The 26,489-nt window shown below is 62.3% G+C and carries 29 protein-coding genes; 26 read left to right on the top strand and 3 right to left on the bottom strand.

The window, feature by feature from the left end; genetic code table 11:
• Positions 1-36: 36 nt before the first annotated feature.
• A complete protein-coding gene (gene argE, locus E4Z66_RS05480) occupies positions 37-1,203 on the top strand; it encodes an acetylornithine deacetylase (protein WP_136461928.1) in 1,167 nt (388 codons plus the stop codon).
• 111 nt (positions 1,204-1,314) lie between these two features.
• Here argE and E4Z66_RS05475 read toward each other — a convergent pair whose 3' ends face one another.
• On the bottom strand, positions 1,315-2,517 hold the full coding sequence (locus tag E4Z66_RS05475; RefSeq protein WP_168797727.1) for a YHYH protein: 1,203 nt from the start codon (positions 2,515-2,517) through the stop codon (positions 1,315-1,317).
• Positions 2,518-2,861: 344 nt separating this feature from the next.
• Here E4Z66_RS05475 and E4Z66_RS05470 point away from each other — a divergent pair, with 344 nt between their 5' ends.
• From E4Z66_RS05470 to E4Z66_RS05435, 7 genes are all read left to right on the top strand, one after another.
• Complete coding sequence (locus tag E4Z66_RS05470) at positions 2,862-4,025, top strand: isovaleryl-CoA dehydrogenase (protein WP_136461926.1); 1,164 nt, start codon at positions 2,862-2,864, stop codon at positions 4,023-4,025.
• Positions 4,025-4,297 (top strand): hypothetical protein, encoded by a 273-nt coding sequence (locus tag E4Z66_RS19600; RefSeq protein ID WP_168797726.1) that lies wholly within the window; start codon positions 4,025-4,027, stop codon positions 4,295-4,297. The genes E4Z66_RS05470 and E4Z66_RS19600 overlap by 1 nt, the downstream gene beginning before the upstream one ends.
• Entirely contained in the window at positions 4,294-5,766 is a 1,473-nt protein-coding gene (locus E4Z66_RS05460) for an AMP-binding protein (protein ID WP_136461925.1), read from the top strand. The genes E4Z66_RS19600 and E4Z66_RS05460 overlap by 4 nt, the downstream gene beginning before the upstream one ends.
• A gap of 190 nt (positions 5,767-5,956) precedes the next feature.
• Positions 5,957-7,561, top strand: coding sequence for a carboxyl transferase domain-containing protein (locus tag E4Z66_RS05455; RefSeq protein WP_136461924.1), 1,605 nt, complete (start codon positions 5,957-5,959; stop codon positions 7,559-7,561).
• A 231-nt stretch (positions 7,562-7,792) separates the two neighbouring features.
• A complete protein-coding gene (locus E4Z66_RS05445; RefSeq protein WP_136461922.1) occupies positions 7,793-9,736 on the top strand; it encodes an acetyl/propionyl/methylcrotonyl-CoA carboxylase subunit alpha in 1,944 nt (647 codons plus the stop codon).
• Entirely contained in the window at positions 9,720-10,595 is an 876-nt protein-coding gene (locus E4Z66_RS05440; protein ID WP_136461921.1) for a hydroxymethylglutaryl-CoA lyase, read from the top strand. The genes E4Z66_RS05445 and E4Z66_RS05440 overlap by 17 nt, the downstream gene beginning before the upstream one ends.
• Positions 10,582-11,373, top strand: a complete 792-nt coding sequence (locus E4Z66_RS05435; protein WP_136461920.1) for a crotonase/enoyl-CoA hydratase family protein — start codon at positions 10,582-10,584, stop codon at positions 11,371-11,373. Before E4Z66_RS05440 ends, E4Z66_RS05435 begins: the two co-directional genes overlap by 14 nt.
• 98 nt (positions 11,374-11,471) lie before the next feature.
• Here the strand turns inward: E4Z66_RS05435 and E4Z66_RS05430 are convergent, their stop codons facing one another.
• Together E4Z66_RS05430 and E4Z66_RS05425 are read right to left on the bottom strand one after the other, a co-directional pair.
• Positions 11,472-12,146, bottom strand: a complete 675-nt coding sequence (locus tag E4Z66_RS05430) for a VPLPA-CTERM sorting domain-containing protein (RefSeq protein WP_211097110.1) — start codon at positions 12,144-12,146, stop codon at positions 11,472-11,474.
• A 321-nt stretch (positions 12,147-12,467) separates the two neighbouring features.
• Positions 12,468-13,079 carry a glutathione S-transferase family protein gene (locus E4Z66_RS05425; RefSeq protein ID WP_136461918.1) on the bottom strand — a complete coding sequence of 204 codons (612 nt, stop codon included), beginning with the start codon at positions 13,077-13,079 and terminating at the stop codon, positions 12,468-12,470.
• Positions 13,080-13,442: 363 nt separating this feature from the next.
• Between E4Z66_RS05425 and E4Z66_RS05420 the strand changes: the two genes are divergently transcribed.
• The 18 genes from E4Z66_RS05420 (at position 13,443) to nuoH (ending at position 26,487) form a co-directional block, all read left to right on the top strand.
• Positions 13,443-13,808 (top strand): NADH-quinone oxidoreductase subunit A, encoded by a 366-nt coding sequence (locus tag E4Z66_RS05420; protein ID WP_136461917.1) that lies wholly within the window; start codon positions 13,443-13,445, stop codon positions 13,806-13,808.
• Positions 13,799-14,344, top strand: coding sequence for a NuoB/complex I 20 kDa subunit family protein (locus tag E4Z66_RS05415; RefSeq protein WP_136461916.1), 546 nt, complete (start codon positions 13,799-13,801; stop codon positions 14,342-14,344). Before E4Z66_RS05420 ends, E4Z66_RS05415 begins: the two co-directional genes overlap by 10 nt.
• On the top strand, positions 14,341-14,949 hold the full coding sequence (locus E4Z66_RS05410; protein WP_136461915.1) for an NADH-quinone oxidoreductase subunit C: 609 nt from the start codon (positions 14,341-14,343) through the stop codon (positions 14,947-14,949). Before E4Z66_RS05415 ends, E4Z66_RS05410 begins: the two co-directional genes overlap by 4 nt.
• A complete protein-coding gene (locus E4Z66_RS19595; protein ID WP_168797725.1) occupies positions 14,949-15,122 on the top strand; it encodes a hypothetical protein in 174 nt (57 codons plus the stop codon). Before E4Z66_RS05410 ends, E4Z66_RS19595 begins: the two co-directional genes overlap by 1 nt.
• A 4-nt stretch (positions 15,123-15,126) precedes the next feature.
• Positions 15,127-16,341 carry an NADH-quinone oxidoreductase subunit D gene (locus tag E4Z66_RS05405; RefSeq protein WP_136462140.1) on the top strand — a complete coding sequence of 405 codons (1,215 nt, stop codon included), beginning with the start codon at positions 15,127-15,129 and terminating at the stop codon, positions 16,339-16,341.
• A 215-nt stretch (positions 16,342-16,556) separates the two neighbouring features.
• On the top strand, positions 16,557-17,813 hold the full coding sequence (locus E4Z66_RS05400; protein ID WP_136461914.1) for an NADH-quinone oxidoreductase subunit E: 1,257 nt from the start codon (positions 16,557-16,559) through the stop codon (positions 17,811-17,813).
• Positions 17,814-17,911: 98 nt separating this feature from the next.
• Positions 17,912-18,871, top strand: coding sequence for an endonuclease (locus tag E4Z66_RS19815; protein WP_246035885.1), 960 nt, complete (start codon positions 17,912-17,914; stop codon positions 18,869-18,871).
• Positions 18,872-18,900: 29 nt separating this feature from the next.
• Entirely contained in the window at positions 18,901-19,113 is a 213-nt protein-coding gene (locus E4Z66_RS05390) for a DUF5337 domain-containing protein (protein ID WP_136461913.1), read from the top strand.
• Between the two features lie 31 nt (positions 19,114-19,144).
• The gene (gene nuoF / locus E4Z66_RS05385; protein ID WP_136461912.1) at positions 19,145-20,431 is read left to right on the top strand and encodes an NADH-quinone oxidoreductase subunit NuoF; all 1,287 of its coding nucleotides are present in this window, start codon (positions 19,145-19,147) and stop codon (positions 20,429-20,431) included.
• Positions 20,431-20,892 (top strand): DUF3291 domain-containing protein, encoded by a 462-nt coding sequence (locus E4Z66_RS05380; RefSeq protein WP_136461911.1) that lies wholly within the window; start codon positions 20,431-20,433, stop codon positions 20,890-20,892. Before nuoF ends, E4Z66_RS05380 begins: the two co-directional genes overlap by 1 nt.
• Positions 20,889-21,275, top strand: a complete 387-nt coding sequence (locus tag E4Z66_RS05375; RefSeq protein ID WP_136461910.1) for a hypothetical protein — start codon at positions 20,889-20,891, stop codon at positions 21,273-21,275. The genes E4Z66_RS05380 and E4Z66_RS05375 overlap by 4 nt, the downstream gene beginning before the upstream one ends.
• 139 nt (positions 21,276-21,414) lie before the next feature.
• The gene (locus E4Z66_RS05370) at positions 21,415-21,825 is read left to right on the top strand and encodes an MAPEG family protein (protein WP_136461909.1); all 411 of its coding nucleotides are present in this window, start codon (positions 21,415-21,417) and stop codon (positions 21,823-21,825) included.
• Positions 21,822-22,148, top strand: coding sequence for a hypothetical protein (locus tag E4Z66_RS05365; RefSeq protein ID WP_136461908.1), 327 nt, complete (start codon positions 21,822-21,824; stop codon positions 22,146-22,148). Before E4Z66_RS05370 ends, E4Z66_RS05365 begins: the two co-directional genes overlap by 4 nt.
• Positions 22,149-22,281: 133 nt before the next feature.
• On the top strand, positions 22,282-22,683 hold the full coding sequence (locus E4Z66_RS05360; protein ID WP_136461907.1) for a DUF5333 domain-containing protein: 402 nt from the start codon (positions 22,282-22,284) through the stop codon (positions 22,681-22,683).
• 33 nt (positions 22,684-22,716) lie between these two features.
• Complete coding sequence (locus E4Z66_RS05355; protein WP_136461906.1) at positions 22,717-23,028, top strand: hypothetical protein; 312 nt, start codon at positions 22,717-22,719, stop codon at positions 23,026-23,028.
• 16 nt (positions 23,029-23,044) lie between these two features.
• Positions 23,045-25,057, top strand: a complete 2,013-nt coding sequence (gene nuoG / locus E4Z66_RS05350) for an NADH-quinone oxidoreductase subunit NuoG (protein ID WP_136461905.1) — start codon at positions 23,045-23,047, stop codon at positions 25,055-25,057.
• On the top strand, positions 25,054-25,437 hold the full coding sequence (locus E4Z66_RS05345) for a hypothetical protein (protein ID WP_136461904.1): 384 nt from the start codon (positions 25,054-25,056) through the stop codon (positions 25,435-25,437). The genes nuoG and E4Z66_RS05345 overlap by 4 nt, the downstream gene beginning before the upstream one ends.
• Positions 25,438-25,446: 9 nt before the next feature.
• Positions 25,447-26,487, top strand: a complete 1,041-nt coding sequence (nuoH, locus tag E4Z66_RS05340; protein WP_136461903.1) for an NADH-quinone oxidoreductase subunit NuoH — start codon at positions 25,447-25,449, stop codon at positions 26,485-26,487.
• The last annotated feature ends 2 nt before the right edge of the window (positions 26,488-26,489 follow it).

Below are 26,489 nucleotides of genomic sequence, written 5' to 3'. Positions count from 1 at the left end.
CCCATTTAGGCGTGGAACCTTCCGGAGAAAGACCCCATGCCGCAGCGCCTGTCCCCGCTTGAGATCATGACTAAGCTGATTTCCTTTCCCACCGTGTCGCGTGACACCAATTTGCCCCTGATCGACTGGGTGGAGGGGTATCTGGGCGCGCACGGGATTTCGGCGCATCGTTGGCCGGACCCGGATCAGCCGGAAAAGGCGGGGCTTTTTGCCCATGTCGGCCCGGAGGTCGAGGGGGCGGTTGTTTTGTCCGGGCATACGGATGTGGTGCCGGTCGATGGCCAGCCCTGGACCTCGGACCCGTGGACGGTGACGGAGCGGGATGGGCGTTACTATGGGCGCGGCACGTGTGACATGAAGGGCTTTGACGCGCTCGCGATCTGGGCACTGGTGGAGGGGAAGTATCGGGGCCTCAAGACGCCGTTGCAGATTGCACTGAGCATTGACGAAGAGATCGGTTGCACGGGCGCGCCGCCGATGATTGCCGCGATGCAGGAGGTTCTGCCCAAGGGCGGTGCCGTGATCGTGGGGGAGCCGTCCGAGATGCGCGCTGTGACCGGCCACAAGGGCGGGCAGGGCTTTGCGACAGAGGTGGTGGGCTTCGAGGTCCATTCCTCGATCCATTATCAAGGGGTGAGTGCGATCCATGAGGGGGCGCGGCTGATCCAGTGGGCCAATGAGGTGAATGCCGAGAATGCTGCGGCCGAGCCAGGTGAAATCTCGGCCCTGTTCGATCCGCCCTATACCAGCTGGCATGTGGGCACGATCGAAGGCGGGACTGCGCATAACATCACCGCCAAATCCTGCCGCTTCGTCATGGGCCACCGCGCGGTGCCGGGCGATGATCCGGCGGTTCTGGCGCGGGCCTATCAGGACAAGGTGGATGAGGTTCGCAGCGCGATGCAGGCGGTGCGGCCAGAGGCGGATATCGTGATCACCCCCACCTTTTCCGTGCCGCCGCTCAAGCCCGAAGCCGAGGGCGGTGCGGAACATCTTGTGCGCTCGATCACCGGCGATAACGGCACGCATGTCGTCAGCTATGGCACCGAGGCGGGGCATTTCCAGGCGGCGGGCTATTCGACCGTTGTGTGCGGGCCGGGCAATATCGAACAGGCGCACCAGCCTGACGAATTCATCGAGAAATCGGAATTCGAAGCCGGTCAGGCTTTCATGGAGAAGTTGTTGGATCGGCTTGCAGGCTAAGGCCGGCGTTCAAGGGCGTTCCCGCGTATCGGGGGAAATCCGGTCGAAGCGTTTGATAACTGCGACCGGATGATGGCTTGCCGGGGCGTCATGCCCGGTAGGGCAGGGGGATCAGTGCCCCGGGCCGGGTAGGGCCGCTTTCAGGTCGCCGACCGGGACGCCCAAAGTTTTCGCCACGGCATCCAGATCGGCGCGCGGGCCGCCAGCGTCCTGCAAGGTCTGCTCCAGCAAGTCGGCATCTACGCCCAGCGTTTCTGCAACCTTGTCGAAATCGGGTCCGCCACGGGGGCCGCCACCGGGACCACTGCCATGCGCCCCGTCAGGGCCACCCCCGCCATGGGCAGAGCCAATACCGCCCGCAGCATTGGTGGAGAAGTTGTCCTGCGCGACAACGCCGACAAGACAGGCGGGCAGATTGGGGAAACTGGTGCCCGAATGGTAATGATACACCGGGTCTCCGCCCTCTTCGGTCAGGCCGACATGGCCGCCGCAGGCGTCCAGATCCTCCGGGGTCGAGCCGTCATAGTTCAGCGCCCCATACATCGCGAAGCCGTCAAAGGCATAGCCAAACTGCGCGGTTTCGTCCTGCTTTACATGCACGCATTCCGCGTCGACGCCTTCGCGCTCATAAATGCCGTTCAGATCGGTCGATGTCGCGTGCCAGTGATACCAGCCGCCGGGGTCGATATGGCCGCCGCATGTATCAAGCGCAGGCATGTGCCCGGTATCGAGCACCGATGGGGCATCCGCAAAGATCGGCACACCGTCCAATCCGATCCCGACTTTGGCCACGGTTCCAAGGGGTGTCGGCGCGTCTGCCATGACCGGGTTCGCGGGGATCAGCACGGTCATCTCGACCTCGGAATCCACCGTGGCCTGAATGCACTCATTCGCTTCGGTCGGTTGCTCCGTCCGGATGTCGAAGGAATAGACCTCGCCCGCTTCGTTGAAGAAGGTATAGCCCTGCACGTCCAGCATCCGCAGGAACGCGCCGTCAATCCGGTAGAGCCCAGCTTCGTCGCCGTCCCAGTGCCAGATGCCGCCCGTGTCCTCCAGCGTTGCCGGGCAGAACGGGCCGATCTCAAGATCATCGGGCAGATACTTCACCACGTAGCGTGCGCATTTCGCGGCCTCGCCGTTTTCCAGCGTGCAATCGACGATCTCGCTGGGCCCCGCCAGTGCTGTATCGTGGACGGAATGCTCATCCGCATGGGCCAAGGCACCGCTGGCAAGCATTGCGCCGCCGATCACGCTGACCGCGAAGGCACCCCATCGGGCGTTTGTCCGATCGCGCGGGGGAAGGGGGCTCGACATGGTTGTTATCTCCTTCTTTCTGCTGCACCGGACGTCTGTCATTGCGCCCGGTGATGTGCCTCACCGGTCCGCGAGTGGCGCGGATGGCAACACCTGTCCAAGAAGATAGGGTGCGCGCCGGGCAGCGCAAACTAATTAGCATATTAATTTGTTTGAGGGCGGGACATTCGCGCGGTCAGAGCAGGGGTCACGACACGTCTGCGCCGTTGCAGCCGCCGCCAAACTTCGTGAAACTCGGTAAAACAAACCTGTGTCGCACCGCCGCGACTCACGCCTTGCTTGACGACTCGCTTCGCTTGCCTCTATTTATGAACGTGCGTTCAATAACTGGGAGGTATGGCGCGATGTTCCAAGGGTCCATGCAATTCGATCTGGGCGAGGATATCGCCGCTCTGCGCGAGATGGTGCACAAATGGGCGCAAGAGCGGGTGCGCCCGATCGCCCAGGAAATCGACAAGACGAACGACTTCCCGGCGCATCTTTGGAAAGAGATGGGCGATCTTGGTCTTCTGGGGATCACGGTATCCGAAGAATATGGCGGCGCGGGGATGGGGTATCTTGCGCATGCGGTCGCGGTCGAGGAAATCGCGCGGGCTTCTGCCTCTGTCTCTCTGTCCTATGGCGCGCATTCGAACCTGTGTGTCAATCAGATCAAGCTGAACGGCACCGAAGAGCAGAAGAAGAAATATCTGCCGGGGCTGATTTCGGGCGAGAACGTCGGTGCCTTGGCCATGTCGGAACCATCGGCAGGCTCGGATGTGGTGTCGATGAAACTGCGCGCCGAAAAGCGCAACGATCACTACCGGCTGAACGGCAACAAATACTGGATCACCAATGCGCCCGACGCCGATACGCTGGTGGTCTATGCAAAGACCGATCCCGATGCCGGGTCCAAGGGGATCACCGCCTTTCTGGTCGAGCGCGGGATGAAAGGCTTTTCGACGCCGCCCCATCTGGACAAGCTTGGGATGCGCGGCTCCAACACCGGGGAGCTGGTCTTTGAAGATGTGGAAATCCCATTTGAAAATGTTCTGGGCGAGGAAGGCAAGGGCGTGAAAGTGCTGATGTCCGGCCTTGATTTCGAACGGGTGGTTCTGGCGGCGATCGGTCCGGGGATCATCGCGGGCTGCATGGACGAGATGATGCCCTACATGGTCGAGCGTAAGCAATTCGGTCAGAGCATCGGGAATTTCCAGCTCATGCAGGGCAAGATCGCCGATATGTATACGGCGATGAATTCCTCGCGGGCTTATGTCTATGAATGTGCCAAGGCATGTGACCGGGGCAACCAGACGCGGCAGGATGCGGCGGCGTGCTGTCTTTACGCCTCCGAAGCGGCGATGACGCAGGCGCATCAGGCAGTACAGGCGATGGGCGGCGCAGGCTTTTTGTCGGACAACCCGGTCAGCCGGATGTTCCGCGATGCCAAGCTGATGGAAATCGGTGCAGGCACGTCCGAAATCCGGCGTATGCTGATCGGGCGCGAGTTGATGAACGGCATGGCGTAATGCCGCGCTCCGTCCGAGTGGCGGCTCTGGCGCTTGCGGCGCTGGCCGCCGTTCTGGGCGGGGTGGCTGGGCTGCGATGGGCCCCGTTGGAGGAGACGGACGTGATCGACGCGGTGGTGCAACACCATAGGAACAGAACAGGCGGCGACGGGTCCGATTGCTTTGCCGTTCCGGGGCAGGGCGATGTGTGGTTGCGCGTCACCTGCGGGGCATCTGTCTATCACGTGGATCGCCGGGGGCAGCGCGTCCCTTCGCCGGAGCCAAGCACATGAACATGGCTGAACAGGCGCTCGCAGGGCCGCCGGATCAGGTGTGCATCCGCCAACCTTTTTCCGATGCCGGTGGCAGCGCGCAGGTGGCCGACATCACCTATGCGCAACTGGCCGAGATGACGGACAGGCTTGCGCGGGCACTGCAAGGTCTGGTTCGGCCCGGCGACCGCGTCGGCGTGTTGCTGGAACAAGATATGTGGTGCGCGGCATCGCATCTGGCAATCTGGAAAATTGGCGCGATTTCAGTGCCCCTGTTCAAAAAGTTCAAGCGGGACGCACTGGCCTCGCGGATGCGGGACGCCGGAATTTCCTATGTGCTGACAGACCGGCCAGGCAAGGCGCTGATCGGCGATCTGGCGCAAGCGCTATTCGCCTCCGAGATCGGGCAGGACGGCCCGGACGTGCCCTTTGCCGACGCAGCAAGCGCGGTGCTGATTTATACCTCCGGTACGACGGGCGCACCCAAGGGGGCGTTGCACGGGCATGGGCTGCTGTCGGGGCACGTGCCGGGTGTCAGTTTAAGTCATGACCAACTGGGCCAGCCGGGCGATTGCCTGTGGACCCCGGCCGATTGGGCCTGGATTGGCGGCCTGTTCGATGTGCTGATGCCGGGGCTGGCGCTCGGCGTGCCGGTGGTGGCCCACAGCCCTCGCAAGTTCGACGCCGCCGAGACGGCTGACCTGATTGCCCGGCTGGGCATTCGCAATGTGTTCTTTCCGCCCACGGCCCTGCGCATGTTGCGCGCGGCGGGCACACGCATTTCCGGGTTGCGCACCGTCGCATCGGGGGGCGAGCCCTTGGGGCCGGAAATGCTGGATTGGGGCCGCGATGCCTTGGGTGTCACGATCAACGAATTCTATGGCCAAACCGAATGCAACATGGTCGTCAGCTCTTGCGCAGCGCAGTTCGCGCCGCAACCGGGATGTATGGGCAAGCCCGTTCCGGGGTTCGAAGTGGCTGTGATCGATGCGCAGGGCAAAGTCACAGAAGACGAAGGCGATATCGCCGTCAAACGCGGCGCGCCGTCGATGATGCAGGGCTATTGGCAGAACCCGGAAGCCACCGCCGAAAAGTTTCGCGGTGATTGGATGCTGACCGGGGATCGCGGGATCCAAGAGGGCGCGTATCTGCGCTTTGTCGGGCGCGAGGATGACGTCATCACCTCGGCAGGCTATCGCATCGGCCCGGCGGAAATCGAAGACTGCCTGCTCACCCATCCCGCTGTCGCGACCTGCGGCGTCGTCGGCAAACCCGACCGATTGCGTACGGAGATTGTGAAAGCCTATGTCGTCGCCCAACCCGGCTGCGCCCCCAGCGCCGAAGAGCTACAGGCCTGGGTCAAGGAGCGGCTCGCCAGCTATTCCTATCCTCGGGAAATCGAATTCGTCACGGATTTGCCGATGACGGTCACAGGCAAAGTGATCCGCAAAGAGCTGAAATCGCGCGCCTCCGCCGAGGTCGCCCCATGATCAAGACACGCTGCCTCCCCAAGCCCGCTCGCAAGCCGCACGCCGCGCTCACCCCACTGCGGCGCATATCCTTGGTCGCCCCCTATGATCCGGGTAGCGATGGGGCCACCGCATGTGGCCCGCGCGCTTCTGCCTTCATTGTTCTCCAAATACTCACGGCGCGACGCTCGCCGCTAGAAAAGGTGCCGGTATGAAACTCCAGTCCAAAGCCCTTCCTTCCTCGGAGCAATTCCAATCGAACCGCGCCGCCCATCTGGAGGCGCTCGGCGTGATCGAAGCCGCAGCCGAGGCAGCGGCGCAGGGCGGGGGGGACAAATCCCGCGCGCGCCATGTCAGCCGAGGCAAAATGCTCCCGCGCGACCGGGTCGGCAACCTGCTCGATCCCGGCACGCCCTTTCTGGAAATCGGCGCAACTGCGGCCCATGGCATGTATGGCGACGCGGCTCCGGCGGCGGGGGTGATCGCGGGCATCGGGCGGGTCATGGGGCGCGAGGTCATGGTCGTGTGCAACGATGCCACTGTCAAAGGCGGCACATACTACCCCCTGAGCGTGAAAAAGCACCTGCGGGCGCAAGAGATTGCCGAGGAAAACCATCTGCCCTGCATCTACCTTGTCGATTCCGGCGGCGCGAACCTGCCCAATCAAGACGAGGTCTTCCCGGACCGCGACCATTTCGGACGTATCTTCTTCAATCAGGCACAGATGAGCGCGAAGGGTATCCCCCAGATCGCCGTCGTCATGGGCTCCTGCACGGCGGGCGGGGCCTATGTGCCGGCCATGTCGGATGTGACGATCATCGTGAAGGAGCAGGGAACGATCTTTTTGGCAGGCCCGCCCCTGGTCAAGGCGGCCACGGGGGAGGTCGTGAGCGCCGAGGATCTGGGCGGCGGCGATGTCCACACACGTCTGTCCGGTGTGGCCGATTATCTGGCAGAGGATGACGCGCATGCGCTGGCGCTGGCGCGGCGCGCGGTGGGCAGCCTCGGAGGTGCGCTGAAGCACACCCTACAGTTGGAGGCCCCCGAGGACCCGGCATATGACCCGGACGAGATCCTTGGCGTGGTGCCGGCCGATTTGCGCACGCCCTATGATATTCGCGAAGTGATCGCGCGGCTGGTTGATGGCTCGCGCTTTGACGAATTCAAGGCGCGGTTCGGGGAGACATTGGTCTGCGGCTTTGCCCATGTAAAAGGCATGCCCGTGGGGATTATCGCCAATAACGGCGTTCTGTTTTCCGAAGCGGCGCAGAAGGGCGCGCATTTCGTGGAGCTATGCTCGCAGCGGCGCATCCCCTTGGTGTTCTTGCAGAATATCACGGGCTTCATGGTGGGCCAGAAATACGAAAACGAAGGCATCGCGCGGCACGGGGCCAAGATGGTCACGGCTGTGGCGACCACATCGGTGCCGAAAATCACGATGCTGGTCGGTGGCTCTTTCGGGGCGGGCAACTACGGCATGGCGGGGCGGGCCTATTCCCCGCGCTTCTTGTGGACATGGCCGAACAGCCGAATTTCGGTGATGGGTGGGGCGCAGGCCGCCGGGGTCTTGGCGACAGTCAAACGCGATGCGATCGAACGCGGCGGCGGCACGTGGAGCGCGGAAGAGGAGGCGGCCTTCAAGCAGCCGACGATCGACATGTTCGAAGAACAGTCCCATCCGCTTTATGCGTCGGCGCGGCTTTGGGATGACGGTGTCATCGATCCGCGCAAATCGCGCGATGTTCTGGCACTGAGCCTGAGTGCCGCGTTGAACGCTCCGATCAAGGAGACACGCTTCGGCGTGTTCCGGATGTGACAATGGCCGCAAAAGCCCCGACTTTTGCGGCTGGTGGGCAAGGTCATATCCGCGCAGCGGATGTGACGGCCCACACGGTGGCCATGCTGGACGCGCGCCGCGCAAAAGCCCTGACTTTTGCGGCCGGTAATACGGGCCCGGTGGATAGCGTGCGTGGGGCGCTGCCCCACACCCCGGAGTATTTTTGGAACAATGAAGAGGCGATGGGCCTCTCAGATGGGAGGGCCGGTCTTGTTTGACACGATCCTGATCGCGAACCGGGGCGAGATTGCTTGCCGGGTAATGGAAACGGCGCAGGCGATGGGGGTGCGCTGTGTCGCGGTGTATTCCGATGCCGACAGGCAGGCCAAGCATGTCGCGATGGCGGATGCGGCGGTGCATATCGGTGGTGCGGCCCCAGCGGAGAGTTATCTGCGCGGTGACGTGATCATCGCCGCGGCGCTTGAGGCCGGGGCGCAGGCGATCCATCCCGGCTATGGCTTCCTGTCGGAGAACCCCGATTTCGTCGAAGCGGTCGAGGCGGCGGGTTTGGTGTTTATCGGGCCGAGCGCGTCGGCGATCCGGAAGATGGGGCTGAAGGACGCGGCCAAGGCCTTGATGGAAGAGGCCGGGGTGCCGGTGGTTCCGGGCTATCATGGGGCAGAGCAAGCGCCTGATTTTCTGGCCGAACGTGCGGGTGAGATCGGCTATCCGGTCCTTATCAAGGCGGTCGCCGGTGGTGGCGGCAAGGGGATGCGTTTGGTGGAGCGGGCGGCCGATTTCGCGGCGGCGTTGCAAAGCGCGCAAGGCGAGGCGCGCACGGCCTTCGGCAATCCGGACGTGCTGATCGAGAAATATGTAAGTCAGCCGCGTCATATCGAGGTTCAGGTCTTTGGGGATGGTGAGCGCGCGGTGCATTTGTTCGAGCGTGACTGTTCCTTGCAGCGCCGCCACCAGAAGGTGATCGAGGAGGCGCCCGCGCCCGGCATGACGCAGGAGATGCGGGAAGCGATGGGGGCTGCGGCGGTGCGGGCTGCCGAAGCGATTGGCTACAAGGGGGCGGGGACGGTGGAATTCATCGTCGACGGCTCTGACGGGCTGCGTCCTGATGGGTTCTGGTTCATGGAGATGAACACGCGGCTTCAGGTCGAACACCCGGTCACCGAGGCGATCACGGGTGTGGATTTGGTGGCTTGGCAGTTGCGTGTCGCTGCGGGAGAGGCATTGCCCGCGCAGCAGGAGGATCTGTCCATCTCCGGCCACGCCTTCGAGGCCCGGCTTTATGCGGAGGACGTGCCGAAGGGGTTCCTTCCGGCCACGGGAACGCTGACGCATCTGGCCTTTCCCGGCGGTGTGCGCGCCGATAGCGGCGTGCGAACGGGTGATGAAATCAGCCCTTGGTACGATCCGATGATCGCCAAGATCACGGTTCATGGCGACACACGTGCAGTCGCGCTGCGGCGGCTGTCACGGGCCTTGGCTGGCACGCAGGTGGCTGGGACGGTGACCAACCTGGCGTTTCTGGGGGCATTGGCCGGGCATGAAGGCTTTGCCCGGGGTGAGGTCGATACCGGGCTGATTGCGCGGGATATCGACGGTTTGGCGGCGGCTCCGACCCCGCGCGCGCTGCATGTCGCGGCGGCGGCAATGGTGGTGAGCGGGTTGAACACGGCCGGGGACGCCGCAGGTTTCACGCTTTGGTCGCCGCTGCGGCGCGCTGTCGGCCTGACCTATGGTGAAGAGGCGTTGGATGTTTCGGTCGAAGTCACCGGGCCGGACGCGCAACTCTGGAATGTGGGTGGTGAGACCGTCGTTGCGACGCGCGCCGAAGGTCAGTGGCGGCTGGATGGGGCTCCGATGCCGCAGGTCGCGCTGACGGACGAAACTGTCACGGTCTTCGATCGCTATGGTATCGCCTTCGGCATTGTCGATCTGCTGGCCCGCGATGGGGCGAGCGGGGCGGCTGGCAATGCGATTGAGGCGCCGATGCCGGGGCTGGTGAAGTCGATCTCTGTCGCGGCGGGGGAAAGCGTGCAGGAGGGGCAGACCCTTGCGGTCCTCGAAGCCATGAAGATGGAGCATACGCTGACGGCGGCGCGCGATGGCATGGTGGCCGAGGTTCTGGTCGAGGCTGGCGCGCAGGTCACGGCAGGGGCGGTTCTGGTTCTGCTGGCGGAGGATGCCGATGCAGGTTGAGCTTTTCGAAGTCGGTCCGCGCGACGGGCTTCAGAACGAGCCGCGCGAGATTCCCGTGGCGGACAAGGTTGCGCTGGTCGATCTGCTGTCCCGGGCCGGGTTTAGTCGGATTGAATGCGCCTCTTTCGTCAGTCCCAAATGGGTGCCGCAAATGGCTGGCAGCGCCGAGGTGCTGGCCGGGATCACCCGCGCGCCGGGGGTGCGATATGCCGCGCTGACGCCAAACATGCGCGGGCTGACGGACGCGCTGGCGGCGGGGGCGGATGAGGTGGCTGTGTTCGGCTCTGCCTCCGAAGGGTTCAGCCGCGCCAACATCAACGCCAGCATCGCCGAAAGCCTTGCACGGTTTGCCCCCGTGGTAGAGGCGGCGCGCGATGCAGCCGTGCCCGTGCGCGGCTACGTGTCCTGTGTGGTGGAATGCCCCTATGATGGGCCGGTCGCGCCGGGGCAGGTCGCTGACGTCGCGGGCAAATTGCATGAGATGGGCTGTTACGAGGTCAGCCTTGGCGACACGATCGGCAAGGGTGTCCCCGAGACGATCAGCGCCATGTTGGAGGCCGTGACCGCCGCCGTGCCAGCCGCGCAACTGGCCGGGCATTACCACGACACCAATGGGCGCGCGCTGGACAATATCGCGGCCTCTCTCGACCACGGGCTGCGGGTCTTTGACACCGCTGTCGGCGGTCTGGGTGGCTGCCCTTATGCGCCGGGCGCGGCGGGCAATGTCGCGACGGAAGCGGTGCTTGCCATGCTTCATGCGCGGGGGATCGAGACAGGGCTTGATCTTGAGATCATTCAAGAAGCGGCGGCGCTGGCGCGGCGACTGCGCGCGGGGGAAGAGACAGATGACGACATATGAGACAATCGCAGTTGAAACCGATGCGCGCGGGGGCGCGACATTGCGGCTCAACCGCCCGGAAAAGCACAATGCCATGTCTGGCCAGATGCTGGACGAGCTTGCGCAGGCAGCGGCGGCGCTGGGCGCGGATGACGCGGTTCGGGTCGTCGTACTGACGGGCGAGGGGCGCAGCTTTTGCGCGGGCGGTGATCTGGGCTGGATGCAGCAGCAGATCGGTATGGACCCAAAGACCCGCGCCCGCGAAGCACGCAAGCTGGCCGAAGTTCTGCAAGCGCTCAACACTTTGCCCAAGCCGCTGATCGGGCGGCTTCAGGGCAATGCGTTCGGCGGCGGTGTCGGGCTTGCCTCTGTCTGCGATGTCGCCATCGGGGTGGACAGCCTCAAGATGGGTCTGACCGAAACGCGGCTGGGGATCATCCCGGCGACCATCGGGCCCTATGTGCTGGCCCGGATGGGCGAGGGGCGGGCGCGGCGCGTCTTCATGAATGCGCGGCTTTTTGGCGCGGCGGAGGCGGTGGAGCTGGGCCTGCTGGCGCGCGCGGTGCCGGAGGCCGATCTTGACGCCGCAATCGAAGCCGAGGTCGTCCCCTATTTCGACTGTGCGCCCGGCGCTGTCGCGGCGGCCAAGGCGCTGGCCCGCCATCTGGGCCCAAAGATCGACGATGAGGTGATCGACCACACCATTGCGCAGCTCGTGGCGCGCTGGGAAACCGAAGAGGGCGCGGAAGGCATCGCGGCGTTCTTCGACAAGCGTAAGGCGCCCTGGGTGCGCACGTAATGAGGCGGGGCGCGGCGTGCCGCTGGTGACGGCCCGCTGAAGTGAAAACCGCCGCGCCATGGCAATGACGCGGCGGCTGGAATGCTGTTACAGGTCGGTTACGATTTGCGGCGACGCGTGGCGGCGAAGCCCGCGATGCCAGTCAGCATCAGCACCGCACCGGCTGGCAGCGGCACCGCTGAAACAGTCGCCGAAATGCTTTGCACGTTGAAATCGTCAAAGAGCGCATCGGCGCCAAAGCTGATCTTGGTTCCGCTCAGGCCGGTCAGATCGAACGGATTGTTCCCGGCGATACCGAATTCGCCCGGTGCAACGAAAACGCCGTCGATGAACAGGTCGAAATCGTCATCATCATCGACGTTGCCGAAGACCACGCTGCCAAAATCAACCATTTGGCCGAAGTCGAATGTCAGCAATTGGGTCATATTGATATCGCCAATCAGATTGATATCCGCCAAGGCGACACCGATCCCGGCATCTTGAGATATAAAGCACCCGCCAAAAAGACCCGGAACCGCGCAATCATCGCGTTGCGCCACTGCCAAATCGACAAGGTCAACACCGAAAACCGTGATTGTGGCGTCCTGATCCTCTTCGTAGTAAAGGTTGCCGTCGCCGAGGTATGCGCCAGCCGTGATGTTGACGGTCAGGCCGCTATCGGTTTCCGTCAGGGTTTCCGTGATACCATCGCTATACCCGGTAAAATCGAAGGTCGCCGCTGATACCGCGCCTCCTACAAATGTCGCCGCAATAACCGCCGGCAAAGACTTCATAAATCGCATTTTGCGTACCCCTAATCGTCAGGAGATTGCCGTCAACACATGAAAAGACTGCTGGGGCAATCTGTTGAAAGTGAACATCCGAACTCTTTAAGCAAGGCGGAAAACAATACCCGCACTTGTTCTGTTTGCCGCGTATTAAGGCGCCAAGAAATAATTGGCGTACCCGGCAATTGGGGAGATAATAATAAGACGATATTGCGTGTGGTACCCCCGATTGGGGGTCATCACCGGAAAATCGCGCAAATGTCGAAAAAACAGGCAAGCATTATACGCGGCTTTCGACCTTGGCGTGTGTTGCGTGCGGCCGCGTGGTCAGTCGCCGCCGCCCGCGTCAACTGCGCGCTGATAGGCCGGGCGTGCGTGGATGGACTCGACGAAGGCCGCCAGCCGGGGATAGGCCGATTTGAACCCCAGTAGCATCGCGACCTCAGCCGGGAAGCTCAGCATGATATCGGCAGCGGAAAGCGTGTCCTGAACGAAATGCCCAGAAGGGCGCAGGGTGCTGTCCATATAGGCGAAATGACTGTCCAACTCCGCCTGGATGCGCGGCTGCAGCGGGGCGCCATGTTCGCCCAGTCGCCCGACATAAAGGTTCAGCAGAATCGGCGTCATGGCAGAGCCTTCGGCGAAATGCATCAGTTCCAGATGGCGGATGTACGCCTCTGACCCGGCGGGCGGAAGCATGCGCGGCGCGTGGGTGGCGCAAATCCACTCGACGATTGCGCCCGATTCCGCGATCAGCGCGCCATCGACTTCGATCATCGGGGATTTGCCCAGCGGATGAACCGCGCGCAATTCTGCCGGGGCCAGATTCGTTTTGGCATCGCGTTCATAGCGCGTCACTTGATAGGGCAGGCCCAGTTCCTCCAGCAGCCACAGCACCCGCAGGGAACGGGACCGGTTGAGGTGATGAACGGTGATCATGGCGCGCTCTTTTCTGCTGTCAGGACTGTGGAGGTTCAGCCTAACGAACGTGCGGGGGACGTAAAGCGCCCTGTGCGCCCTTTCCGTGACGGTCCGCATTGCGCCGTGTTTGCCGCAAAAGCCCCACCTGCGACACTTGCGCATCCTCACTTGTCGGCCGTGCAAGGGCGCTACTTCACCAATCGTTCATTTTTATCCGGTGATAACAGCATGAAACCCTTCGGGCGGACGTTGACGCTGCACACGCACATGGGTACACCGCAGGTGGGTCGACAACTCCGGTCGACTGACCTGTTGCAAAACGCGCGGGTGCCACATCAATAGCCGTCCGGTCCGTTTGGCCGGTAGCAGATAGGAGCCGACATGGAAGAGATGCTCCGGGAATACCTCCCGATCCTCGTCTTTCTCGCCGTGGCAATTGGCTTGGGGCTCGTTCTGATCCTCGCCGCCGTGGTTATCGCCGTCAGAAATCCCGATCCGGAAAAGGTCTCCGCATATGAGTGCGGCTTCAACGCCTTCGATGATGCGCGGATGAAGTTCGATGTCCGGTTCTACCTTGTGTCGATCCTGTTCATCATTTTCGACCTTGAGATCGCCTTCCTGTTCCCGTGGGCCGTGGCCTTCAAGGATATCTCCATGGTCGGGTTCTGGTCGATGATGGTGTTCCTGGGCATTCTGGCGCTGGGCTTCGCATATGAGTGGAAGAAGGGAGCGATGGAATGGCAGTAACCGACGCGGCACCCTATGGGGCCAACACCGCTGGCCCCGACAAGGAAGTTGCCACGCAGGCCCTCAACCGAGAGCTTCAGGATAAAGGCTTCTTGCTGACCTCGACCGAGGACATCGTGAACTGGGCGCGCACCGGCTCGCTCCACTGGATGACATTCGGCCTGGCCTGCTGCGCCGTCGAAATGATGCACTCGTCCATGCCCCGCTATGATCTGGAACGTTTCGGCACCGCGCCGCGCGCGTCTCCGCGCCAATCCGACCTGATGATCGTGGCGGGCACGCTGACCAACAAGATGGCCCCGGCGCTGCGCAAGGTCTATGACCAGATGCCAGAGCCGCGCTATGTGATTTCCATGGGGTCCTGCGCCAATGGGGGCGGGTACTACCACTATTCCTACAGCGTTGTGCGGGGCTGCGACCGGATCGTGCCGGTCGATGTCTACGTGCCCGGCTGCCCCCCAACCGCAGAGGCGCTGCTTTACGGAATCCTGCAATTGCAGCGCAAGATCCGCCGCACGGGGACGATTGTACGATGAGCGATGCGATGCACGAACTGGGCGAGCTGATCGCCTCCACCCGCCAGGAATGCGTCCGGTCCTGGGATGTGACCCATGGCGAATTGAACATCGATGTGGCGCTCAGCAATATCGTTCCTTTCGTGGAATGGCTGAAGACCAACCCAAATTGCCGATTCTCGTCGTTGGTGGACATCACCGCGGTCGATTATCCGGGCCGCAAGAAGCGGTTTGACGTGGTCTATCACTTCCTCAGCATGTACCAGAACCAGCGCATCCGCTTGCGCCTTCAGGTGCGCGAAGAGGACATGGTGCCCTCTATCGTATCGGTGCACCCCTCGGCCAATTGGTTCGAGCGTGAGGTGTTCGACATGTTTGGCATCCTCTTCTCCGGGCACCCGGATCTGCGCCGCATCCTGACGGATTACGGGTTCCGCGGCTATCCGCTGCGCAAGGATTTCCCAACCACGGGCTACACCGAAGTGCGCTATGACGAAGCGCAAAAGCGCGTGGTATATGAGCCAGTCTCGCTGGTTCAGGAATACCGCCAATTCGATTTCATGTCGCCATGGGAAGGGGCCGAATACATCCTGCCCGGCGATGAAAAGAAAGAAGAGGCATCCTGATGGAGGGCTTGGTCTGGGTCATCGTGGCGGTTCTGACCGTCATCCCGATGCTCAAACTGCTCCCGTTCTTCGGGATACAGAAATGGTGGGCCTTGATTGCCATCATCCCGATTGGCGCCGTGGTGCTGATCTGGTGGATGTCGATCAAGCTGCAACAGATGGAGGAACGTTGAGATGATGGACGGCTCCAAAGGCTTTGACGACGCCCTGACCGGCGAACAGAAGATCCGCAACTTCAACATCAATTTCGGCCCGCAACACCCTGCCGCGCACGGTGTTTTGCGGCTGGTGCTGGAACTTGACGGCGAAGTCGTGGAACGCTGCGATCCGCATATCGGCCTGCTTCACCGCGGCACCGAAAAGCTGATGGAAAGCCGCACCTATCTGCAGAACCTGCCCTATTTCGACCGGCTGGACTATGTCGCGCCGATGAATCAGGAACATGCATGGTGCCTCGCCATTGAAAAGCTCTGCAAGGTCGAAGTGCCGCGCCGTGCCTCGTTGATCCGGGTGCTTTATTCGGAAATCGGACGGGTGCTGAATCACCTGCTGAACGTGACCACGCAGGCGATGGATGTGGGGGCGCTGACGCCGCCGCTCTGGGGGTTCGAAGAACGCGAAAAGCTGATGATCTTCTATGAGCGCGCCTGCGGGGCGCGCCTGCACGCGGCCTATTTCCGTCCCGGCGGGGTGCATCAGGACCTGCCGGACGATCTGCTCGACGATATCGAGGAATGGACTCACACCTTCCCCAACGTGCTCGACGATCTCGACGGGCTTCTGACAGAGAACCGGATTTTCAAACAGCGGAACGCGGATATCGGCATCGTCACCGAAGAGGAAATCCTCGAATGGGGCTTTTCGGGCGTGATGGTGCGCGGGTCTGGTCTTGCGTGGGATCTGCGCCGGGCACAGCCCTATGAGTGTTACGACGAATTCGACTTCCAAATCCCCGTGGGCAAGAATGGCGACTGCTACGACCGCTATCTCTGCCGCATGGCGGAAATGCGTGAAAGCGTGAAGATCATCCGCCAAGCCATTGCAAAATTGCGCGAAGCGACTGGCGACGTGCTGGCGCGGGGCAAATTGACGCCGCCCAAACGGGGCGAGATGAAGACATCGATGGAAGCACTCATCCATCACTTCAAGCTCTACACCGAAGGGTTCCACGTCCCTGAAGGTGAGGTCTATTGCGCCGTCGAAGCGCCCAAAGGCGAATTCGGCGTCTATCTGGTGGCCGATGGCTCCAACAAACCCTACCGCGCCAAGTTGCGGGCGCCGGGCTTCTTGCACCTGCAGGCGATGGACCATGTGGCCGGGGGGCACCAACTAGCCGATGTCGCCGCGATCATCGGCACCATGGATGTCGTCTTCGGGGAGATCGACAGGTGACCACCGTGATCGGAGCCTCAAGTCACAGCGCCTGCGGATCAGGCTTTGGTCACTACGCCACAACCCGCTTGGGTGCCTGCGCCCCAGGCATCCTGCCGCGACCCTATCGGGCCCGCAATCTGGTTGAACATGACATGACCGCTCCTCTTCATTGTTCTCAAAATACTCCCGCCGGAGGCACCAGACCTCTCGGCCAGACCGGAAGGCTGTAAGGTATGCTCCGCCGTCTCTACCACGACCAACCCGAAACATTCGCCTTCACGCCCGACAACCGGGCCTGGGCCGAGGCGCAAATCACCAAATACCCGGAAGGGCGGGAGGCATCGGCCATCATTCCGCTTTTGTGGCGGGCGCAGGAACAAGAGGGCTGGCTGAGCCGCCCGGCGATTGAATATGTGGCCGATATGCTCGGCATGGCCTATATCCGCGCGCTTGAAGTGGCCTCATTCTACTTCATGTTTCAGCTGCAACCGGTTGGCAAAATTGCGCATTTTCAGATTTGCGGCACCACGTCCTGCATGATCTGCGGGGCTGAAGACCTGATGGAGGTGTGCAAAAAGAAGATCGCCGCGAAACCGCATGAGATCAGCGCCGACGGCAAGTTCTCCTGGGAAGAGGTCGAATGTCTGGGGGCCTGTTCCAACGCGCCAATGGCCCAGATCGGCAAGGATTATTACGAGGATCTGACCGCCGACCGCTTTGCGGAGATCATCGACGAACTGGCCGATGGAAAAGTGCCGACGCCGGGTCCCCAGAATGGCCGCTACGCGTCCGAGCCGCTCTCCGGTCTGACCTCGTTGACGGAGTTTGACAGCGGGCAGACCAAGTTCAACGCGTCCGTGCAACTGGCTGATGATATTGGCGAAACCGTCAAGCGGATCGACGGGACGGAAGTGCCTTTGGTCGCGCCGTGGGGCGATCAGGGCGGGCGGCCTCATGGCGAGGCGCGCGTGGCGCCTCCGGCAAATGATGCGGCGGCGCCGACCCCGAAAAAACCCTCTGCACCAGAACGCAAGGTCGCGGCGGCCCCGGTGAGTGAGGCGCAATCCAAGGCCAAACCAACCGCGGACCCGTCGGAAAAAACCGCGCCGAAATCCAAGGGCAAAGCTGCGGCGAAACCCAAGGCGAAGAAAGCCGATGCGAAGCCGGTCCCGGCGCCGGCAACGGCTCCAACCGATGCGGATCGTCCTGCGGCGCTGAGCGAAGCGCGCGGCGGTCAGCCCGATGATCTGAAGCTGATCAAGGGCGTCGGTCCCAAGCTCGAAGCCCTGCTGCATTCGATGGGCTTCTTCCATTTCGACCAGGTTGCGGCCTGGACCGAAACCGAGGTCGCGTGGGTCGATGACAACCTCAAGGGCTTCAAGGGGCGGGTGTCTCGCGACAACTGGGTCGAACAAGCCAAATCCCTCGCTGAGGGCAAACCGACAGAATTTTCCCAACGTGCGCAAAAAGACGGTATTTATAAGTCATAAAACACGCATTTAACGGGAGAGGTGAAACGATGAGTACCAGTCAAACTGGGGCAAGCTGCAGATCGAAAGTCTGGTGGCTGGCCATTGGGGCGGGGGTTTTGACCGCCATACTGTTGTTGCTTCTGGGGGATTGGCGGCTCATATCCGCGATCTTCGCCGGGGTCATTCTGACGATTATTCTTGGCGCTTTGCTTGAGTGGACGGTCTGCCGGACGCAGCCTGCATCCGGTAATGCCACCTACGGCGGTGCGGGCCATGACGGCGCGGCTGCCGGGCAGGAGCCTGTGGCCAGCAGTTCCGCAACAGCCGCCGCTGCTGGCGTTGCGGCGGGCGGTGCCGGGGCAGCAGTTGCGGCTGCAGCGACCACGGCGGAAAGCGAAGAGGCCGAAGACGCAGCGGCTTCCGGCGCGGCACCAGCCGAGGATGCAAATCCGCTTGCGGATGATGCGGCCATGGCCAGCGCGCCCGGTGACGCGGCGACCGCTGCGCCGGAAACGGCCGAGGCGGAAGCTGTGATGAAGCCCTCGCAATCCCTTCCGGGAGAGGAAGAATTGGCGGCGCGAAAAGGCTCGTGGACCTATGACGGCGGCGCGTCCGGCGATGCGGCAGAGCCGGCGAAGGCCGCGCCAGAGCCGACACCTGCACCCGCGCCAGCGGCTGAGGACCCCGTCGCCGCCGCCCCGGTGGCCGCGGCCCCGGTTGCTGCAGCGGCGACGACTGAAACGGGCGTCGACTATGACGGCGACGGCGTGATCGAAGGCACCAATGAGGGCGCACGGCCCGAAACGCTCGACGGTCCGCGCGGCGGCAAGGCTGACGATCTCAAACAGATCAAGGGGATCGGGCCGAAGCTGGAACAGCTGTGCAACAGCCTTGGCTTCTATCATTTCGACCAGATCGCGAGCTGGTCCGCTGATGAGGTCGCTTGGGTGGATGCCAACCTTCTTGGCTTCAAGGGGCGCGTGTCGCGCGACAAGTGGGTCGAACAGGCAAAGGTATTGGCCAGCGGCGGAGAGACTGCGTTCTCCAAGCGGGTCGAGGATGGCGGCGTCTACTGACGCCCGTCAAAGGGAATTGAGAAAGAGAGATGGCGGGAGAAACAGAGGATACCGGGAAGGCAGGGCGACGTCTGTCGCTTGTCATCGCTGGCACCGGGGTTCTTTGGGTTCTCGCCAACCTCATCGGGTCGGAATACGGCTGGTCCAACAGGGTCCGGGCGTTATTCGATCTTCTGGCGCTGGCCGGTTTCGGCGGGGCGTTGTGGATTGCAATCGGGCTGTGGCGCGCGCGCAAGGATTGACGCGGGCCGGGGCAAGTAAAGGATAGGGCGTATGCTGAAGGATCAGGACCGGATCTTTACCAACATCTACGGGATGCATGACCGGACGCTGAAGGGCGCGCAGTCGCGCGGTCATTGGGACGGTACGGCGGGCCTTATCAAGAAGGGCCGTGACTGGATCATCCAAGAGATGAAGGATAGCGGGCTGCGCGGTCGCGGCGGCGCGGGCTTCCCGACGGGGCTTAAATGGTCATTCATGCCCAAGGAAAGCGACGGGCGTCCGTCCTATCTGGTTGTGAATGCTGACGAATCCGAACCGGGCACCTGCAAGGACCGGGAAATCATGCGCCACGATCCGCATACGCTGATCGAAGGGTGCCTGATCGCCAGTTTCGCGATGAACGCCCATGCCTGCTATATCTACATCCGCGGCGAGTATATCCGCGAGAAAGAAGCGCTGCAGAACGCCATCGACGAGGCATATGATGCCGGGCTTCTGGGCAAGAATGCCGCTGGGTCGGGCTGGGATTTCGACCTGTACCTGCACCATGGGGCCGGGGCGTATATCTGCGGCGAGGAAACCGCGCTGCTGGAAAGCCTTGAGGGCAAGAAGGGCATGCCGCGCATGAAACCGCCATTCCCGGCGGGGGCGGGGCTTTACGGGTGCCCGACCACGGTGAACAATGTGGAATCCATTGCCGTTGTGCCGACGATCCTGCGCCGGGGCGCCGATTGGTTCGCAGGCTTTGGCCGTCCCAACAATGCGGGTACCAAGCTGTTCGCGATTTCGGGCCATGTGAACAACCCCTGCGTCGTCGAAGAGGCGATGAGCATCTCTTTCGAAGAACTGATCGAAAAGCATTGCGGCGGTATTCGCGGCGGTTGGGACAACCTGCTGGCGGTCATTCCAGGCGGGTCGTCCGTCCCGTGTGTGCGCGGCGAAAAGATGCGCGATGCGACCATGGATTTCGACTATCTGCGCAACGACCTTGGCTCCGGCCTTGGGACGGCAGCGGTGATCGTGATGGACAAAAGCACGGACATCATCAAGGCGATCTGGCGTCTGTCGAAATTCTACAAACACGAAAGCTGCGGCCAATGTACGCCCTGCCGCGAGGGCACGGGCTGGATGATGCGGGTGATGGAACGCCTTGTCACGGGCGAGGCGGAGCCCGAGGAAATCGACATGCTGTGGGACGTGACCAAGCAGGTCGAAGGCCACACGATCTGTGCTCTGGGCGATGCGGCGGCCTGGCCGATTCAGGGGCTGATCCGCAATTTCCGGGACGAGATCGAGGACCGGATCAAGCACAAGCGGGCGGCGGTCGCGGCCGAATAATGCATCTTGCCGCGTTCAACATAGGCATTCTGCGCTATGCTTGGGATGATCCGCGCATTGTGGATTTCGCGGATAATATTGACCGCGTGAACGCGGTTGCGCAGCGCAGCCCGGGCTTTGTCTGGCAGTTGCACGCCGACGCGATGGAAGCCGCGCAGACCGCGCCCGATGGCCCGTTGGGGAACAACCCGCGCACGGCCTCGACCTTGTCGGTCTGGACCGATTTGGAAAGTCTTAAGGGCTTTGTGTTCAACACGGTGCACAAGAAATTCTATGACCGCCGGGCCGAATGGTATGATGTGACCGCGCAGGGCTGGAACGGGCAGCGTTTGGTGTTGTGGCATGTGCAAACCGGCCATCGCCCCACCATTGCGGATGCGGTGGCGCGCTTGACCCATCTGGCAAGGCATGGTGACAGTGACATGGGTTTCGGGTGGGATTATGCGAGGAACGCCGCATGACGCGACTGCCCCTGATCTGTGCCGTGGCCCTGTTCCCCTCCGTCGCTTTCGCGGCCGCGACGCCTGCGGAACTTATGGCGAAACTGCTTGTGGCCGGGGATTTGGCCGATGCCTGTCCTCACTACGTCCAACGCAAGGGCGGCGGCACGCAGGAGGATTTCATCTCCAACGGGGTGATCCAGATCATCAACGAGAATGACGTGACGATGTCCGATCTGGCGCGGGTGACGCAAGAGATTGACCTCGATCGGATGTATCTGATGAAGCGCGAAGAGCTGGAGCGGCGCGGCGTCGATATCGAGAACACGCAGCGGCTGTGCTTTTTCGCGTTGCAGATCGTTGGCGGCAATGACGACATTGGCCGCTATTTGGAACGGCGCTGACATGGGCGCGGCGATGGAACATATAGGCCGATTGCAGGCCGGCCCGACCGCCCCATCCGTGGTGGAGAGCGGCCGGGCCAATTTGGATAAGTCGCGGATGTGGGTAGCCCACACCAGCGGCGGGGCGGGGGAGTAAACCTTGGAAATTTTCGATCCTTACAGTCACTCTTTGGCGGCGATGGCCGGATTTGCCATTCTGATCCTCGTGCTGGGCGCGCTGTCCACGGTGGGGCGAACGCCCGAGAACCGCTGCGCCTGCGGGCAGGTCAAGCGCGACTATTCGGATCCGGCCTATCGGCGCGGGCGGGCCTTCATGAACGCGATCGAGATTTCCGGCCCCTTCGTCATGGCCACGCTGGTGGCGATCATGACCGGGGCCGCGCCGTTCTGGGTGAATATGTTGACGACGGTTTTCCTTGTGGCGCGGATCGCAACTGCGGTGGTGCATATCGCGACGGAAAATCAAGGGCTGCGCTCGGCAACGTGGGCGGTTGGAACAGTTTGCGTTGCCGTGCTGGCAGTGACGGCCATGGGAGGAGCTTTCCGGTGAGACTTTTTGTGGGGATGATGGTGTGCGCCGTGGCGTTGAGCGCGTGTCAGTCGAGAAAGGACCAGATCGCCTTTGATGGGCAGTTCTTCCGGTCCAAGCTTAGCAAGGTCGATGGCGACCGGGCGCAGATCATGGTGACGGTCAAGCCAGTCAGCGCTTCGCTGGAAGGGGCGCGGGAAGCGGGCCGTTATGAGGCGACGCGCTATTGCGTGACCACGTTCGGAAACTCGGCGGTGGATTGGGTCGTCGGCCCGGATCAGGCGCCGGAGACCTATTCGATCGAAAACGATACGCTGGTTTTGCGAGGCGCCTGCGAGGGATGATCGCTTTGGCTGCATATCGCACGTTTTTTCGTGGTAAATTGGGCTGTTATTGCATATCAGGGCATCAAGTTCCCATCTGCACCGCGCGCGTCGCAATGCGCGCGTTAGAAGCAGCAGATAAGGAGTATCGCTGATGCGGTTTTTTGTGGTGTCATCGCTGGTATGTGCAGTTGCGGCGGGAAGCGTTGCGGCCAAGCCGTCCCTAAGGGATGTGGATCCGGTCGAGAACGGGCTTTTCGCCATCGCGGTCGCGGATAAGATCCGAAACGAGTGTGATGCGATCTCTGGCCGCGTGCTGAAGGCGATGCGTCAGTTGAGCGATCTTCAAGACTATGCAGTTTCAATCGGTTACTCCAAGGATGAGATCAAATCCTATGTGCGCAGCGATGCTGAAAAGCGGCGCATGGAGGCCAAGCGGGATGCGTATTTGACGACACTGGGGGTTGTGAAATCCGACCCCGCAACGTACTGCGCGGCAGGCCGTGCAGAAATTGAGAAATCCAGCCGGATCGGCGCGCTGCTACGTGCGCGCTGACAGCTAGAAAGCGTCGGAGGCAAGGCGAACGACATGTTCAATGCGACGGGTGTTCAACAGGCTGCTCCGGCCGTGGCGGCGATCCTGCCGGGCGGCGCGGATTTGAGCTGCCTTGGTTCGAACGGTTCGGCCCGTGCATCCATTGCCTTTGACGCGATGCTTATCCAGCAAAATCAGGACGTGGAAGCGCGCGTTATGCGCCGTGGCGGGCGCAGGGTGTCTGCGGCCATGCGGCAGGCGCGCAGCTTCGGCAGCAGCGAAACGAAACCGGACGCGGGCAAGGCGTGCGTGGCAGGTCGGGCGCGCGGCGTCCGGGGCGCTGTCATTGCGCGGCTCTTGAAGTAAATGGCGGGAAAACGACATGTCTGACCTTCGCAAAATCAATATCGACGGGCGGGAGATCGAGGTCGACGGGGCGATGACCCTGATTCAGGCGTGCGAAGAGGCGGGGATCGAAATTCCGCGTTTCTGCTATCACGAACGTCTGTCGATCGCGGGCAATTGCCGGATGTGCCTTGTGGAAGTCGTAGGCGGCCCGCCGAAGCCTGCGGCCTCTTGTGCGATGCAGGTGCGCGATCTGCGCCCCGGTCCCGAAGGTCAGCCGCCGGTGGTCAAGACGAACTCGCCCATGGTCAAGAAGGCCCGCGAGGGCGTGATGGAATTCCTGCTGATCAACCACCCGCTGGATTGCCCGATCTGCGATCAGGGTGGCGAGTGTGATTTGCAGGATCAGGCCATGGCTTACGGCGTCGATTTCAGCCGTTTCCGCGAGCCAAAGCGCGCGGTGGACGATCTGGACCTTGGCCCGCTGGTCGAAACCCATATGACGCGCTGCATTTCCTGCACCCGTTGTGTCCGTTTCACGACCGAGGTCGCCGGGATCACCCAGATGGGCCAAACCGGCCGCGGGGAAGATGCGGAAATCACCTCTTATCTGGGGGAAACGCTCCATTCCAACTTGCAGGGCAACATCATTGACCTGTGCCCGGTGGGCGCGCTGGTGTCGAAACCCTATGCCTTCACCGCCCGCCCGTGGGAATTGAACAAGACCGAAAGCATCGACGTGATGGATGCGCTTGGGTCCAATATCCGGGTCGATACCAAGGGGCGCGAAGTGATGCGGTTCCTGCCGCGCAACCATGACGGCGTGAACGAAGAGTGGATTTCCGACAAGACACGTTTTGTCTGGGACGGTCTGCGCCGCCAGCGGCTGGACAAGCCCTATGTGCGCGAGAACGGAAAGCTGCGCCCGGCCACATGGCCCGAAGCGCTTGGCAAGGCCGCCGAAGCCATCAAGGGCGCGTCGAAGCTGGTCGGCCTTGTGGGCGATCTGGCCCCGGTCGAAGCGGCCTATAGCCTCAGGCAGTTGGTCGAGGGGCAGGGCGGCGTGGTCGAGTGCCGGACTGATGGTGCGAAACTGCCGACGGATAACCGGTCGGCCTATGTCGGCACGGCCCGTATCGAAGATATCGACGACGCCAGGATGATCCTTCTGATCGGCACCAACCCGCGCGAAGAAGCGCCGGTGCTGAATGCGCGGATCCGCAAGGCCTGGACCCATGGTGCCACCGTGGGGCGCATCGGCCCGTCGGTCGATCTGAGCTATCCGGTGGTCGAACTGGGCGCAGGCCGCGCCGCGATTGACGAGGTCATGGCCCAAGACCATTCCGACAAGCCGGGCGGTGTGATCATCGTGGGGCAGGGCGCGTTGCAGGAAGCCGATGGCGCGGCGGTTCTGGCTGCGGCCATGAAGCTGGCCGAGATGGGCGGTGCCAAGTTGATGGTTCTGCACACGGCGGCCGGACGGGTCGGGGCGCTGGATGTGGGCGCTGTCAACGACGCGGGCATCGCGGCAACCGAAGATGCGGATGTGATCTTTAACCTCGGCGCAGATGAAGTCGAAATCGCTGCGGGTGCGTTCGTGATCTATCAAGGCAGCCATGGCGATCGGGGTGCGCACCGCGCCGACGTGATCCTGCCGGGCGCGGCCTATACTGAAGAAAACGGGCTTTTCGTAAACACCGAAGGGCGTCCGCAGCTTGCGATGCGCGCCAGTTTCGCGCCGGGGGAGGCCAAGGAAAACTGGGCCATCTTGCGGGCGCTGTCCGCAGAAGTCGGGGCGCAGTTGCCATGGGACAGCCTTGCGGGGCTGCGTCAGGCGCTGGTAAAGGATGTTCCCCATCTCAAGAAAATCGACGCAGTGCCGGAAAATGCGTGGCAGCCCTTGGCGATGGGCAAGCTGGGCAACGCGGATTTCCGCTATGCGCTGCGCGATTTCTACCTGACCAACCCGATTGCACGGTCTTCGGAACTGATGGCGGAGCTCTCCGCCGGGGCCAAGGCGCGCGGGCAAGAGGCGATGGCAGCAGAGTGAACCGGGCCTTGCTCATATCCCCCCTGCTTCTCGCCGCCTGCGGCGAGCCTGTCCTGACGGCAGAGCAGTTGATCCCTGATTACCGGGGCGTCGATACGCAATTGTTGGACGGGGATCTGGTGCAATTTCGGGTGGAAATGACCAACGCATTGGAGCCGCGCAACGTCGCGGCCTATGCCGAATGTGCGGCGGCGGGCTATACGCTGGTGCGCGGCTATGGTTTTGCCCGGCATGTGCGTACGTCGGTCGACGAGCAGAACGGCGTCTGGACCGGTGACGCGGTCTATACGATTTCTCCGACCCTGCCGGAGGGGCTGACGAAAATCGACGCGGAGGTGGTTGCCGCCAACTGCCGCGAAAAGGGAATACCATTGGTGTAAGGGCCTGAGATGTACGAATTCTTCACCACAACCGTCCTTGGCCAGCTTCTGGTCATCATCGGGCAGATCTTCCTTCTGGTGATCCCGCTCCTTCTGGCGCTGGCCTTCCTGATGTATGCCGACCGCAAGGTCTGGGCCGCTGTGCAGATGCGGCGCGGCCCGAACGTGGTCGGGGTCTATGGCCTGCTGCAAAGTTTTGCCGATTTCCTGAAATACATCGTCAAGGAAGTGGTCTTCCCGGCGGGGGCGGACAAGGCCGTGTTCCTGCTGGCGCCGCTGATCAGCCTGGTGATGGCGCTGGTGGCTTGGGCGGTGATCCCGTTCAATGACGGCTGGGTGCTGTCGGATATCAATGTGGCGATCCTGTACGTTTTCGCGATTTCCTCGCTTGAGGTGTATGGCGTGATCATGGGGGGCTGGGCATCGAACTCGAAATACCCGTTCCTCGGCTCGTTGCGGTCTGCCGCGCAGATGATTTCCTACGAGGTGTCGATCGGCCTGATCATCATCGGCGTCATTATCTCCACGGGGTCGATGAATTTCACCGGCATCGTCGAGGCGCAGGATGGTCGGTTCGGCCTGTTCTCGTGGTATTGGCTGCCGCATCTGCCGATGCTGTTCCTGTTCCTGATCTCTGCGCTGGCGGAAACCAACCGCCCGCCCTTCGACCTGCCCGAAGCGGAATCGGAACTCGTCGCTGGCTATCAGGTGGAATATTCGTCGACGCCGTTCCTGCTGTTCATGATTGGCGAGCTGGTGGCCGTGGTTCTGATGTGCGCGCTGGTGTCGCTGATGTTCTTCGGCGGCTGGCTGTCGCCCATTCCGGGTCTGCCGGACGGCATTCTGTGGATGCTGATGAAGATGCTGTTCGTGTTCTTCATCTTCTCGATGGTGAAAGCGATCACGCCCCGCTACCGCTATGACCAGTTGATGCGGATCGGCTGGAAGGTGTTCTTGCCGTTCAGCCTGTTCTGGGTTGTCTTCGTGTCCTTCGCGGCAAAGTTCGAATGGTTCTGGGGCGCCTATGCGCGCTGGACCACAGGAGGTTAAGC

Source organism: Aliishimia ponticola, from assembly GCF_004803475.1.
Lineage (GTDB): Bacteria > Pseudomonadota > Alphaproteobacteria > Rhodobacterales > Rhodobacteraceae > Aliishimia > Aliishimia ponticola.
Note: the sequence above shows the minus strand (reverse complement) of the source record. Positions and strands in the feature narration are given on the sequence as shown.